Origin of the sequence: Aestuariivita boseongensis (assembly GCF_001262635.1) — a bacterium.
Lineage (GTDB): Bacteria > Pseudomonadota > Alphaproteobacteria > Rhodobacterales > Rhodobacteraceae > Aestuariivita > Aestuariivita boseongensis.
The window spans coordinates 69,845-83,056 of the sequence record NZ_JXYH01000005.1; the positions used below are offsets into that span (position 1 = coordinate 69,845).

The following is a 13,212-nucleotide window of genomic DNA, read 5'->3' on the forward strand; positions in this document are numbered from 1 at the left end:
TTCACGGCCTATAAATTCGCCCACAACAGGGCCGTGCCGCAAGGCTGCCCGGTCAGATGGGGCCAGCCGCAGGAAGCCATCGACCGCCGTCGCTGCGCAACGGGACGCGTGCTGGCCAAACACGGGCTGAGCGTGTCACGTTACCATGACGAGGTGCGCTTTGCCATGGTCGGCCTGTGGGACACGGTCGAAACGCTGGGATGGACCAATGGCCGTGACGATATCGACGATGTGAACTGGCGCTATGCCGATCAGATCTGCAACATGGACCGGGTCGCCCATGCCGCGTCGCTGCATGACAATCGCGCGGGGCCCTATACGCCCATCCTGATGACCCGCCGCCGTATTGTAGACGATTGCGACCATCCCGATAGGGTGCTTTTCAAACGTGTGAACGAAGTCTGGTTTGCAGGCGATCACGGCCAGATCGGCGGGACCGAACCTTTGGGATATCTCTCGGGCGTGTCGCTGAACTGGATGCTGGATCAGGTGCGGCAGGTTCGCGTGAACGGACCGATCTTTCCCAAACATGCTGCCGTCCATGAAGACCGCCTCGATGTGGTCAAGGATGCCGAGCGCCAACGCCTGGGCTTCCGAGTGCTGTTTGACCGGCAGATGCGCGGTATCCGCTGTTACTTCAAACCGGGCAATGATCGGCTATGGCAAAACGGATCCGCCGTCAGCAGGATCAAACTCCATGTGTCGGTGAAAGAACGTCTCGCGGCCGATGTCAGGCAGGTCCGGCGCGACCGGACCGGTGAGCCCCTGAAAGCGCTTTCCATCGAAGGGCAGGAGGCCCAGGTCGCCCGGATCAAAGCGTCAGATGCCGCCTGTAACCCCGTTAAGCTGGTCTACGTCGGCGGCTGATCCGCTGCATGCGCATCGTCTGCGCCGCAATAGATCTTGTGCAGCATCCCGATCACCTGCGTGGTGGTCTCGTTGGCCAGCTGGTAAAACACTGTCCTTCCAGATCGCCTTGCGCTGACAACCCCATCTTCGCGCAGCCGCGCCAGCAATTGGGATACGGCGGCCTGGCGCATGTTCAGCAGATCCTCAAGCTCTCCCACGGATCGTTCGCCGGTGGCCAGATGGCACAGGATCATCAGACGGCCCTCATGGGCAAGGGTCTTGAGGAAGGCCGCGGCCTCGGCCGCGCGTGCCGCCATGTCCGAAGGCGCATCTGACGGCAATAGGGTATCAACTGTGGTCATATCTGCCGCAAGTGTCGTAGTAATTGCCCGCCACTATGCCCGCTTCGTCAATCCGTGTCACCTGTTCCGTCAGGCTCGGACGCAGGGGCCCCACCTTCGAAGGCGTTGCCATTGACGTAATCGCAGGGCGCTTCCTGCATTTCCAGATGCAGGCCCGTGCCGGTATAGGGATGGGCGCGGGCCAGATCTTCGTCCACCTCGATGCCCAGACCGGGGGCGGTGGGGGGCGTTATGAACCCGTCCTCCACCCGGATTGCGCCCTTGATCAGACGATCATGGAAATCGGTCTCAATCGTTTCGCACATCAGGATATTGGGGATCGACGCGGCCAGGTGAATATTCGCCGCCCATTCTACCGGCCCTGCATAGAGATGCGGCGCCATCTGCGCGTTATAGACCTCGGCGATGGCGGCCACTTTCTTCATCTCCCAGATACCGCCCGCGCGCCCCAGCGCTGGCTGTAGGATCGTCGCCGCGCCCGCACGCAGGATCTGGGCGAATTCGGCTTTGGTCGTAATCCGCTCTCCGGTGGCCACCGGGATGCGCACGGCGCGCGCGACCTTGGCCATCTCCTCCACCGCGTCGGGGGGAATGGGTTCTTCGAACCACAGCGGCGAATAGGGCTCCAGCGCCTGGCCCAGACGGATCGCGCCTGCGGTGGTGAACTGGCCATGGGTGCCGAACAGCAAATCGGCCTTGTCGCCCACAGCCTCCCGGATCGCTTTGCAGAAGGCTACCGATTGGCTGATATCCGACATCGCCGGCATATGCCCACCGCGCAGCGTGTAGGGGCCTGCGGGGTCGAATTTCACCGCCGTGAAACCGCGCGCCACGCAATCCGCCGCAGCCTCGGCCGCCATCTCGGGCGAGGTCCAGAAGTCTTTCATCCGGTGATGCGCCAAAGGGTAAAGATAGGTATAGGCGCGGATCCGGTCATTCATCTTCCCGCCGATCAGCGCATGAACGGGGCGGTCCCGATCCTTGCCCAGAATGTCCCAGCAGGCGATCTCAAGCCCGGAAAACGCGCCCATCACCGTCAGGTCGGGCCGTTGCGTAAACCCGCTGGAATAGGCGCGGCGGAACATCAGTTCGATGTTTTCGGGGTTCTCGCCCGCCATATGCCGTTCGAAAACATCGCGGATCACATGGGTCATCGCCTCGGGCCCGATGGACGAGGCATAGCATTCCCCCCAGCCCGTAACCCCGGTATCGGTGGAGAGCTTCACCAGGATCCAATACCGCCCACCCCAGCCAGGAGCAGGGGGCGCGGTCACGATCAAGTCCAGATCGGTCAGTTTCATCAGTCCCTCCCATTTTTGCTGACCCTGCAGCCCGTTGTCCTACGGCGCAAGCGCGAAAACAGCATCGAGCGCAGGTCGCCAGATGCAAATCAGCGATCATGTCCCGACCCAGTCCGGAATTGCGGCAGACCGGGCCGGTCTGCTAGCCTGCTGCGCACCGTCATCGGGGAGGCCCAAATGACCACTGCTTTCGAAAAACCAGACCTCGGCAGGTTGATCGCCAGCCAGGTGCCCGGCCGATCTCTGGATCAGGCGTTCTACCTGTCGCCCGGGGTTTTCGCCGCCGACACGGCGCGGATTTTCCATCAGGACTGGCATCTGGCGGGCCATATCTCGGAATTGCCAGAGCCTGGCAATTACCTTTTGTTCGACATGCTGGGCGAAAGCGTCATTGTCGTGCGCGGGCAGGATGGCGCGCTGCATGCCCATGCCAATGTCTGCCGTCACCGGGGGTCGCGCCTGTGCCTTGAGCCGCGCGGATCGGTCAAACGGTTTACCTGCCCCTATCACGCCTGGTCCTATGAGGTGGACGGGCAGCTGTTCAATGCGCGCCAGCTGGACGCGGGCGAAGACCGGGACGCGCTGTCGCTGAAACCTGTCGCGGTGGAGCTGTTCGAGGGGTTGATCTATGTCTCCCTCTCCGACCAGCCCGCCAGCTTTGCCGCCCTGAGGGAGGAACTCACACCCCATGTCCGGCCCTTTGGCATGGCGCGCACAAAGATCGCGCATCGGCGAACATATCCGGTCAAAGCCAACTGGAAGCTGCTGGTCGAAAATTACAACGAATGTTACCACTGCTCCGGCGCGCATCCGGAATTTTCGCGCTCGCACTCCATCCATATGACCTCCGACCGGGTGGCCCCGCTCAATGACGATTTGCAGGCGCGTGCGGCGGCAATCGGGGCCTCTGCGGTCACGCTGGACCGCTCGACAACGCATGCGCCGGACGGATCGCCGGATTATTCCTATAACCGTTATGCGCTGTTTGACGGCTTTCAGACCGGCAGCGAGGATGGTCAGCCGGTGGCCCCTCTGCTGGGCGATCTGACTGGTTATGATGGCGGCGCATCAGATGTCTATGTGGGTATTCTGAACCCGATGCTGGTCTATTGCGACCATGCGGTGCTCTATCGGTTTGTCCCTGTCGATCTGCACCATTCCGTGCAGGAAATCATCTGGCTGGTGCACGAAGACGCGGAAGAGGGGCGCGATTACGATCTGGGACGTCTCACCTGGCTCTGGGACGTGACGACCGAGGCCGACAAACGCATCATCGAGGCCAATCAGGAGGGCATCGGCTCGCGCTATTACGAGCCGGGACCGCTGGTGGAGATGGAGCAATATACCCGCCGGTTCCTGGAAACCTATCTGGCGCGGCTGGCCTGATGCCTACCGGTCAAACACGATCACGTTGCGCTTGGCCGACCCGGTCTTGGTATCGGCAATCGCTTCGTTGATCTGCTCAAGCGACCAGCGGTTCGAAATCAGCTCATCCAGCTTCAACCGCCCTTGCTTGTAGAGATCCACCATCCACGGGATATCCCGCTGGATCACCACATCGCCCATCTTCGATCCGATCATGCCCTGACCGGTAAAAGACAGGATCACCGGCTCATAGCTCGACATGGCACCGGAATGGGGCATGCCCACCATGATCACCTTGCCGCCCCGCGCCAGATAAAGCGGCGCCTGGTCATAGGCCGGGATCGCACCCACGGTGACGATCACCGCATCCGCCCCGCGCCCGATGGCCCGCTGCGCAGCTTTCCATGGCGCTTTGTGGGTGGCCAGTACGCCATCGGTGGCCCCAAAGCTTTTGGCGATCTCCAGCTTTTCTTCGGTCATGTCCACCGCCACGATCCGCCGGGCGCCGGCAATCCGCGCGCCCTGAATGGCGTTCAGGCCCACGCCGCCTGCGCCGATCACGACCACGTCCTGACCTGCGCGAATGCCCGCTGCGTTCACCACGGCGCCCACGCCGGTGATCACGCCGCAGGCGATCAGGCTGGCGGCTTCCTTCGGGATGTCATCGCCGATGGCCACGACCTGGCTTTGATCCACGACGACCTTTTCGGCAAATGCGCCCGAGGCCATGGCCTGATGCAGCTTGCCGCCCTCTGCCGTCTTGATCGGCCCGTGATCGCCATCATAGGGCGTTTCGCAAATCGTGGGCTTTCCGCCCGCGCAGGAGGGACAGGTGCCACAGGCGCGGATCAGGGTCACGACGACGCTGTCGCCCACCTTCACCGTGCCCACACCATCCCCCACCGCGGTTACGACACCGGCGGCTTCGTGCCCGTAGACCGCGGGCAGGGATCCGCCCCATGCCCCGTCGGCATAAGAGATATCCGAATGGCAGATCGCGACGGCGTCCAACGTAACCTCAACCTCTCCCATACCGGGCGGCGCGATCTGGATCTCTTCGATGCTCAGGGGTTTGCCGAATTCATGGCAGACGGCGGCTTTGATCGTTTGCATGGAACCTCCCACGTCCCTCGTTTTGTCAGACCGTGACCTGAGTTGGCCCTTGCCGCAAGCGGGAAACCGTCAGGGGAACGCGCAATTACGCCACGGTATCGGATGCAGGTTGGTCCGCCGCCCGCGCGCGCCCCAGAAACACCGCCAGGCTGATGGCCATCAACACCAGCGACAGCACGAAAGGCGCGCCGGGCAGATAGATCGGCGCTGTTTCATGCGTGAAGGCGGCAAAGATCCCGGTCATCACAAGCGGAGAAAGGATCATCGACAGCGCATGGAGCGAAGCCAGAACGCCCTGCAGCTCTCCTTGTGCATCATCGCCCACGGCGCGTGACATCATCGCGCTGAGCGCCGGGGTGATCACCGCACCAAGGGCGGCCAGCGGCGTCAGGATCAGCGCGAGCGTGCCACTGGTGACGACGGCCATGGCGGCAAAGGCCGCCATGTCAAAAACGTGGCCATAGATCACCGTGTTGCGCTCCCCGAACCAGCGCAGGAAGATGCGGATTAGCCCGCCTTGGGTGACAGCCATCATGATGCCGAAAAGCCCAAGCGACAGGCCGATCATCTGGGGCGACCAGCCGAAACGCTCCTGCGTGAAATAGGACCAGACCGCCGGATAGACATAGAAGGCGATGGAGTAGAGCAGGTAGATCACCAGCAGCCTGCCGATGCCGGGCAGGCGGGCGACATGGCGGAAGGCTCCGAACGGGTTGGCGCGTTTCCAGCTGAAGGGGCGGCGGATCCGGTCGGTGACGGTTTCCGTCAGAACCACATAGCCCAGCACGGCGTTCAGTGCGGCCAGCACGGCTGCGGCATAGAACGGCGCGCGGGTGCCGAATTCGGCCAGCAAACCACCCACCATCGGACCAAGGACAAAGCCCGCCCCGAAGGCAGCCCCGATCAGACCGAAATTCGCGGCCTTTTCATGGGGGGCCGAGATGTCGGCCATATAGGCCGACGCGGTGGGACCGGTGGCCGCAGTGATCCCGCCCACCACGCGGCCCAGAAGCAAGAGCCATATCGTGCCGGCAACGGCCATGACGAGGTAATCGAGGCTCATCACCACGAGCGACACGAGCAGGATGGGACGCCGACCGTACCGGTCGGAAAGCGCGCCGACAATTGGGCCGAACAGAAATTGCATCACGGCGAAAACGGTCGAGAGGACCCCACCCCACAAAGCCGCCGAGGCCAGCGTGCCGCCCTGCACCTCGAGGATCAGGTCGGGCATGACCGGCATGATCAGGCCAATGCCCATCGCGTCCAGCATGACAGTGATCAGAATGAAAAGGATGGGCAGGCGCAAAGGGGGTCTCGGGTTAGGGTTTTGCGTGTCAATCTAGGTGGACATGCGCCTGAAAGGAACCCTTGCCGTGGGTGTCGCTTTTTTCGGCAAACGGCGCGCCAGCGGCGGGCGGAAGGTTGGGTATTTTTAGCCAGAAAGAAGCAGCAGGGTCAGCTTTTGATCGCCACCACGGCGGCGGCGAAGCGGTGCGCGTCTTGCGGGGCGAGGCCCATTTGCTGTGCGGGATCGAAAAGGGTTTGTGCGTCCAGATCCGGGTGATCCCGCGCCACCAGTTTTGAAAGCGGGGTCTGGCTCTCCTGTGCTTCGCGGCACAGCGCCTTCGTGGCGGCCTGCGCGTCGGGGTGGGGGAGTTTTTTGGCGAGCGCGAAACTGAGCGCTTCGGCATGGATCATGTCCAGTTGGGAGGCGAGGGTATCGGCCATCACGCCCGCGTTCGGCACGATTGTGGGGGCGAGGGTCCGCGCGATGTTCAGCGCGGCGGCAGTGCCCAGCACGATCTGAGGCAGGGCGGTCCATTCGGCAAACCACGCCGCGCCGTCGCGCTGATAGCGGTGGGAGGCGGCGTTCAGAAGCACGCCCTGCTGGCCCTGAACCTGCGCGCAGAGCGCGGTCAGAGCCGAGGGCGCCACCGGGTTTTGCTTTTGCGGCATGGTGGAGGAGGCGCCCGTCGCTCCAAGCCCGATTTCCCCAATGCCCGTCTGGGTGAGGGCGGTCAGGTCTTCGCCCATCTTGGCCAGCGCAATGCTTACCCGCCCCATCCAGTTTGCAATCCGCAGGATCGGGCCGCGATCGGTATGCCAGCTGCGGCCCGGATCATTCAGGCCGAGGGCCGCGGCCAGATCGGCGCGGGTCTGTGCCGCATCCGGGCCGAGGGCCGAGGAGGTGCCCGCAGCGCCAGACAGTGACACCCACAGGCTGCTTGCTCGCAGTGCGTCGAGTTCGTGCAGCAGATCCAGAAGCGGCCAGCCCCAGCCGGCCACCAACGCGCCGAACGAGGTGGGCGTGGCGTGCTGCCCATAGGTGCGCGCGGCCATGGGCAGATCGGCATGGGTGTCGGCCAGCGTGCCCATCTTGGCCAGAACCTCGCGCAGATGGGTTTCGAATTGCCCCAGCGTCTGGCGCAGGCGCAGCATCAGCCCGGTGTCGATGATGTCCTGCGAGGTGGCGCCCCAATGCAGATATTGCGCATGTTCCGGCGCGTTCATGGCGGACCGGAAGGCGGCCAGCAATCCCGGCACGCTCACGCCGTTTTCGCCCGTGGGTGCGGCCAGGGCGGCGGGGTCGATCTGCAGCTCCATCGTGGCGCGGTGAATGGCCTGCGCGCTGATTTCGGGGATGATCCCTTGCGCGCCCTGCACCTTGGCCAGCGCGCCTTCGACCAGAAGCATCGCGCGCACCTCGGCCGTGTCGGAGAAGAGCCGCGCGGTCTCTCCTGTCGGGAAGAGGCGGGTGTAGATCAGGCTGTCGAAAACGGACGCGGCCATGGCGGGTTCCCCTTCAGATATGCCCCGTGTCGCGCATGAATTGCGTCAGCACCTGCGCATATTCTTCGGGCTTTTCCACGCAGGGCAGATGGCCCGCGCCGCGGATCAGGTGGAACTTGGACCCCGGCACCAGATCGACGGTTTCGCGCACCAGATCGGGCGGGGTGGATCCATCTTCACTGCCCGCGATGCCCAGAACCGGCAGGCGCAAGCCACTGGTGGGCGTATAGAAATCCGTGCCTGAAATCGCCGCCGAACAGCCCGCGTAACCGGCGGCGGGTTGGCGCACCAGCATATTGCGCCACAGCTGCAATTCGGGCGTGGCGCGGAAGGCCTTTGAGAACCACCGCTCCATCACCGGATCGGCCAGCGCCTCGATCCCGCCTGCGTTCACGGCGGCGATGCGGTCATCCCACATGTCCTTGGTGCCGATCTTGGCGCCGGTGTTCGACAGGACGGCCGCGCGCACGATATCCAGCCGTTTGACGGCGAGGCCTTGCGCGATCATCCCGCCGATCGACAGGCCGACGAACAGGCAATCGCGCACCTTCAGCATGTCCAGCAGGCGTTCGGTATCCGACACAAGCGCGCCCATGGAATAGGGCGCGGCCGGGCAGGACGACAGCCCGTGCCCGCGCTTGTCAAAGCGGATCAGGCGCAGGCCGTCGGGCAGGTAGGGCAGGATCGGATCCCACAGGCGGAAATCGGTGCCCAGCGAATTGGCGAAGACCACAGGCGCGCCATCTTCGGGTCCATCCACGCGATAGTGAAGCTGAACATCTCCCAAATCGGCAAGCTGCATGGATGGGTCCTTTCGCTGGTCTTGTGTTGTCCCGTGTTAGCGCAGCTTCGGGCGATGCGCCATGGCTGTTGGGCAGGGTCAGACCGTCAGGTCTGCCCCCCGAAGCGGGTCAGCGCCTGCACAAAGACCGACGCATCCACATTGCCGCCCGATATGGTGACGATCACGTCGTCGCCCTCGATCTGATCGGCATGATAAAGCGCCGCCGCCAACGCCACCGCGCCACCGGGTTCGGCCACAACCTTCAGCCGTTCGAAGGCGGCGGCCATGGCCTGCAGTGCCTCATCTTCGCTGACGACCATGCCGGGGCCACACAGCCGGTGCATGATGGGAAAGGTAATCTGGCCGGGCGACGGGGTGATGATCGCGTCGCACAAACTGCCCGAGCTGCGGTTGTTCACCTCGATCCCGCCCGAGCGGAGCGAGCGCGCCACATCGTCGAACCCTTCCGGTTCCACCGGGCGCACGCGCAATTCGGGCGCTTTGGCCTCCAACGCCAGCGCGATGCCCGAGGTCAGGCCGCCCCCGCCGCAGCAGACCAGCACATCGGCCTGACTGATGCCTGCCTCGGCGGCCTGTTCGGCAATCTCCAGCCCCGTCGTGCCCTGACCGGCGATCACTTGCGGCTCATCATAGGGTTTGATCAGGGTCAGCCCGCGTTCTTCGGCCAATGCCGCACCGATGGCGGCGCGATCCTCGCCCGCGCGGTCGTAAAGGATCACCTCGGCCCCCAGCGCGCGGGTATTGTCGATCTTCATCTGCGGGGCGTCCGACGGCATGATGATGACCGCGGGTACCCCATGCAGTTTTGCCGCCAGCGCCACGCCTTGCGCATGGTTGCCGCTGGAAAAGGCGATGACACCGCGGGCGCGCACGTCCGGATCCAGGGCCGAGACCGCCGACCAGCCGCCGCGAAACTTGAAGCTGCCAGTGTGCTGCAGGCATTCCGGTTTCACCCAGACGCGCCGCCCGGCGATGTCGTCCAGAAAGGGTGAATTCAGCAGCGGCGTGCGCCGCGCATGGCCCTTCAGCCGTTCGGCGGCGGCCTCGATCATGTCGATATTCATTTGATTTTCCCGATCCATTCCTGCAGCGCGGCCACGGCAGGCGGCTCATCCAGGAAGGGGATATGCCCGCGATCGGGCACCTCGGCCACGATCAGGCCGGGGGCGCGGCGGGCCATCTCGGCCACGGTCTCTTCCGACAAAAGGTTGGAATTCGCCCCCCGGATCACGGCCATGGGTTTGCCCGCAAGCCCGTCGAAAAGCGGCCAGAGGTCAGGCGCAGGTTGCGCGCCCGCCTCAAGCACCGCGTCGCGCAGGCGCGGGTCATAGGTGATTTCCAAACCATCATCAGTTTGATTGTAAAGCTTGCGGACCTCGGCCTCCCACCGGCTTTCGGGGATGTTGTCGAAGCCCGTCATCACCTTGGGCAGTTCGCGCGCGGCTTCCTCGTGGGTTTTCCAGACCGGGTTGCGCCCGATGTAATTCTTGATGAATTCGATCCCCACCGGTTCGATCACCGGGCCGATATCGTTGAAGGCCACGCCCATGATCCGGTCGGGTGCTGCGACCCCCATACCCATCGCCACCAGCCCCCCACGCGAGGTGCCAAGGATCGCGGCCTTCTCTAGACCCAGGTGATCCATCAGGGCCAGCACGTCGCCCACTTCCACCGGGATGGTATAGGTCATGTGATCCTTGGCCCAATCCGATTGCCCGCGCCCGCGATAATCGGTCTTGATCAGGCGGTGGCCCGACAGATGCGGTGTGACATAGTCGAAATCAGCCGTGTTGCGCGTCAGCCCCGACAGGCAGAGGATCGGAAGGCCTTCACCTTCATCAGTATAGTACAGCGAAAGCCCGTCAGGGGCGGTATAGTGGGGCATCAAACACCTGCAACATTGGGGATGGTTGTGAGATCGGGCAGGATCGTGCCGGGCACCCAGGGCAGGCGATCCACAGGTTCACCGGCGCGATTGACCCAGGCGGTGTCAAACCCGTACCCGGTCGCGCAGGCCGCGTCCCAGCCGTTGGAGGAGACGAACAGAACCTGGTCCTTGCCGCAGCCAAACCGTTGGCCTACCAGGTCATACACCCGCGCGTCCGGCTTGAAGATACCGACGCTTTCCACCGACAGCACATCATCCAGCACGTCGCCGATGCCTGCCGATTGCACCGCGCCGTTCAGCATGTCGGGCGATCCGTTCGACAGGATCGCGGTGTTCATCCCCGCCTTTTTCAGCGCGGCCAGCATCGCAGGCACTTCCGGATAGGCCTGAAGTTCCCAATAGAGATCCAGAAGCCGCTGGCGCAGCGCGTCGTCACCTGCAAGCCCGGTGGCCTCCAGCGCCCAGTCCAGACCGTTCTGCGTGACCTCCCAGAAATCGGTATGCGCCCCCGCCACGGCCCGCAGCCAGGTATATTGCAGCTGTTTCAGGCGCCATTGGCCGGCCAGATCCATCCATGTGTTTTGCAGCGCCGGGAAGGCGGGTTCGGTTGCGGCCTGGCGTGCGGCGGCGGCGACGTCGAACAGCGTGCCATAGGCGTCGAAGATACAGGTGGTGATTGGCATGGCTCTCCCCTTCGCGGTTGGGGGCAATCTGGCACAGCCGCCTCGCAGGGGAAAGCCGGGTTACGCCTGAAATTGCGCCCTTTTGACGCCCCGGTTTACATCGGGGGTCAGTGCTTTAGGCTGCGCCCCGAACCAGAGCACCCGCGAGAGACGCGGCCTCTCCCTTTCTCCCAGACAACAGGATTTTGCGATGACCGAGGTCAAAACCGGCGATACCGTCGCCATTCACTATACCGGAACTCTGAAAGACGGCACCACGTTCGACAGTTCGGAAGGGCGCGATCCGCTGTCGTTCCAGGTGGGCAGCGGCCAGATCATTCCCGGGCTGGACAGCGCGCTGCCGGGCATGACCGTGGGTGAGAAGAAAACCGTCGAGGTGGATTGCCAGGACGCCTATGGCCCGATGAACCCTGCAATGCGCCAGGCGGTGCCGCGTGAAGGTATCCCGGCGGAGATTCCGCTGGATCTGGGCACCCAGCTGCAGATGCAGACGCCCGAAGGCCAGGCCGTTCCCGTCACCGTCGTCGAAGTGACCGAAACCGAGGTGACGCTAGACGCCAACCACCCGCTGGCCGGCCAGGACCTGACCTTTGATATCGAACTGGTGTCGATCGGCTGACACAAGCCGCAAAGCCCCGGGGCCCGTGCCTGCCGCATGAGGTCCCGGCGCGGGGGCCGGGACGGCCCAAGGCGGTGCATACGCGCCCACCCAGTGCGCCACGCGCGCGCCCCGGACGTGATCCGGGGTCTCTGAGCCGCACAGCTGATCAGTGTTCAGGGTTTCAGAAGGGACGTTTCCGCCTGCGCGACCGCCATATCCGCAAGGGGCAGGACGGTCACATCGGGGTTCAGGGCAATCTTCAGCTCTGATTCCAGGAAAATGGGCAGATTGGTGCCCACATATTCATACATCGTGCTGATGCCCGAACGTGCCGCGCCCACCATCGACGGTTCCATGATCAGCGCCGCGCCCACCAGCCCGGCCAGCACCACCCGGAAAAATCGCGATAGTCTGCGCGCGGCCTCTGCCCGCAGCTGACATCGCGTTTTCTGCGGCCCGGTCGTATGTGTCGTAAAGTCCAGCATCATCCGGCACAGTTAAGCCCGAATCTGTCATCATCCGGTAAATACCAAGGAATTCTCGCGTCAGCCGCCCCATTTCCGGCGCAACTGGCAAACGGTTGGTTAAAACCACTGCCCCGGCTCCATCAGCCCCAGATCCAGCAATTGCCGTGAATGCCATTCGAAACTGGTGGTGTTGTGCCATTTGAACGACTGGATATCGAAGGCCGATCCCGGGTTGGCCTTCAGCGCCTTCGCGGTACGGAAAGAACAGATCGCCGCCGTCAGGTTATTGTGCCAGGGGCAGGCATAGGTGTTGTATTCCTCGTCATTGAAGGTGTGATCGGACCGCAGTTCAAGCCCTGGCTTGGTCAGGAACAGGCCGATGCGGTCGATCTTGCGGCTGGCCTCGGGGATGTGTTCCTCGTACCGCCAGCGCAGCCCGCCGAAAAAATCCAGCTGCCGTTCCTTGGGATGGCCCGTTACCGGGTCGGGCCGGGCCAGCGCGTAATATCCCGTCCGGTCCATATGCGCGCGTTCCAGCGAAACGGCATTTGGCGTCTCGCTCAGGTCATCGGCATAAAGATCAACCACATAGCACAGCATCGCATCGCGCCGTTCCTCGGTATGGAAGGCCAGCATCTCTCCGACGCTGCGGGTCTCGCAGAAGGGATAGAACAGGTATTCCCCGTTGAAACAGTAATACATCCACACACCCGGCGCAGATTTGATGATCCGGTTCAGCGCCGCCTGCGCCAGTTCGGGCCGGGTCACCGCGTGATTGACCCGCACCACCTGCCGTGCCACATCCGCCGGCAGGTCAAAGGCATCGGGCATCACCGCCAGCACCACCTTGAACTTGCAGTCCAGATGATGGCGCAGGGTCGAGGCGACCTCGGTCTCGTCCTCCACCAGAATGACGGCGACCGGCCCTTTCGCCAGGATCTTCGGCGCCATCTTCAGAAAAGCGTCAAGGGAGGGGTAATGCTGA

At 63.5% G+C, this 13,212-nt stretch carries 14 protein-coding genes; 3 read left to right on the forward strand and 11 right to left on the reverse strand.

The window, feature by feature from the left end:
* Window positions 1-33 precede the first annotated feature (33 nt).
* Window positions 34-867: a T6SS phospholipase effector Tle1-like catalytic domain-containing protein gene (locus tag TR61_RS03540; RefSeq protein ID WP_157440811.1), complete on the forward strand. Its 834-nt coding sequence runs from the start codon at window positions 34-36 to the stop codon at window positions 865-867.
* Here TR61_RS03540 and TR61_RS03545 read toward each other — a convergent pair.
* On the reverse strand, window positions 852-1,211 hold the full coding sequence (locus tag TR61_RS03545; RefSeq protein ID WP_050928186.1) for an ArsR/SmtB family transcription factor: 360 nt from the start codon (window positions 1,209-1,211) through the stop codon (window positions 852-854). The two genes, TR61_RS03540 and TR61_RS03545, sit on opposite strands and share 16 nt — an antisense overlap.
* 47 nt (window positions 1,212-1,258) lie before the next feature.
* Complete coding sequence (locus tag TR61_RS03550; protein ID WP_050928187.1) at window positions 1,259-2,512, reverse strand: mandelate racemase/muconate lactonizing enzyme family protein; 1,254 nt, start codon at window positions 2,510-2,512, stop codon at window positions 1,259-1,261.
* Window positions 2,513-2,689: 177 nt separating this feature from the next.
* Here TR61_RS03550 and TR61_RS03555 point away from each other — a divergent pair, with 177 nt between their 5' ends.
* A complete protein-coding gene (locus TR61_RS03555) occupies window positions 2,690-3,898 on the forward strand; it encodes an aromatic ring-hydroxylating oxygenase subunit alpha (protein ID WP_050928188.1) in 1,209 nt (402 codons plus the stop codon).
* A gap of 3 nt (window positions 3,899-3,901) precedes the next feature.
* Here TR61_RS03555 and TR61_RS03560 read toward each other — a convergent pair whose 3' ends face one another.
* The 7 genes from TR61_RS03560 to TR61_RS03590 all read right to left on the reverse strand — a co-directional run bounded on the left by TR61_RS03560 (window position 3,902) and on the right by TR61_RS03590 (window position 11,159).
* Window positions 3,902-4,990 (reverse strand): Zn-dependent alcohol dehydrogenase, encoded by a 1,089-nt coding sequence (locus TR61_RS03560; protein ID WP_050928189.1) that lies wholly within the window; start codon window positions 4,988-4,990, stop codon window positions 3,902-3,904.
* An 85-nt stretch (window positions 4,991-5,075) separates the two neighbouring features.
* On the reverse strand, window positions 5,076-6,263 hold the full coding sequence (locus tag TR61_RS03565) for a TCR/Tet family MFS transporter (protein ID WP_425394196.1): 1,188 nt from the start codon (window positions 6,261-6,263) through the stop codon (window positions 5,076-5,078).
* Window positions 6,264-6,448: 185 nt separating this feature from the next.
* Complete coding sequence (locus tag TR61_RS03570; protein WP_050928191.1) at window positions 6,449-7,783, reverse strand: class-II fumarase/aspartase family protein; 1,335 nt, start codon at window positions 7,781-7,783, stop codon at window positions 6,449-6,451.
* Between the two features lie 13 nt (window positions 7,784-7,796).
* A complete protein-coding gene (gene pcaD, locus TR61_RS03575; protein ID WP_050928192.1) occupies window positions 7,797-8,585 on the reverse strand; it encodes a 3-oxoadipate enol-lactonase in 789 nt (262 codons plus the stop codon).
* An 86-nt stretch (window positions 8,586-8,671) separates the two neighbouring features.
* Window positions 8,672-9,652 carry a threonine ammonia-lyase gene (locus TR61_RS03580; RefSeq protein ID WP_050928193.1) on the reverse strand — a complete coding sequence of 327 codons (981 nt, stop codon included), beginning with the start codon at window positions 9,650-9,652 and terminating at the stop codon, window positions 8,672-8,674.
* Entirely contained in the window at window positions 9,649-10,473 is an 825-nt protein-coding gene (locus TR61_RS03585; RefSeq protein WP_050928194.1) for an alpha/beta fold hydrolase, read from the reverse strand. The genes TR61_RS03580 and TR61_RS03585 overlap by 4 nt, the downstream gene beginning before the upstream one ends.
* Window positions 10,473-11,159, reverse strand: coding sequence for a haloacid dehalogenase type II (locus TR61_RS03590; RefSeq protein WP_050928195.1), 687 nt, complete (start codon window positions 11,157-11,159; stop codon window positions 10,473-10,475). The genes TR61_RS03585 and TR61_RS03590 overlap by 1 nt, the downstream gene beginning before the upstream one ends.
* Window positions 11,160-11,349: 190 nt before the next feature.
* On the opposite strand from TR61_RS03590, the gene TR61_RS03595 reads away from it, so the two are divergent.
* The gene (locus TR61_RS03595; RefSeq protein WP_050928196.1) at window positions 11,350-11,778 is read left to right on the forward strand and encodes an FKBP-type peptidyl-prolyl cis-trans isomerase; all 429 of its coding nucleotides are present in this window, start codon (window positions 11,350-11,352) and stop codon (window positions 11,776-11,778) included.
* A 155-nt stretch (window positions 11,779-11,933) separates the two neighbouring features.
* On the opposite strand, the gene TR61_RS03600 is transcribed toward TR61_RS03595, so the two are convergent.
* Together TR61_RS03600 and TR61_RS03605 are read right to left on the reverse strand one after the other, a co-directional pair.
* Window positions 11,934-12,245: a hypothetical protein gene (locus tag TR61_RS03600; protein ID WP_172676928.1), complete on the reverse strand. Its 312-nt coding sequence runs from the start codon at window positions 12,243-12,245 to the stop codon at window positions 11,934-11,936.
* A 99-nt stretch (window positions 12,246-12,344) separates the two neighbouring features.
* The gene (locus tag TR61_RS03605; protein WP_245626810.1) at window positions 12,345-13,178 is read right to left on the reverse strand and encodes a hypothetical protein; all 834 of its coding nucleotides are present in this window, start codon (window positions 13,176-13,178) and stop codon (window positions 12,345-12,347) included.
* Between the last annotated feature and the right edge of the window lie 34 nt (window positions 13,179-13,212).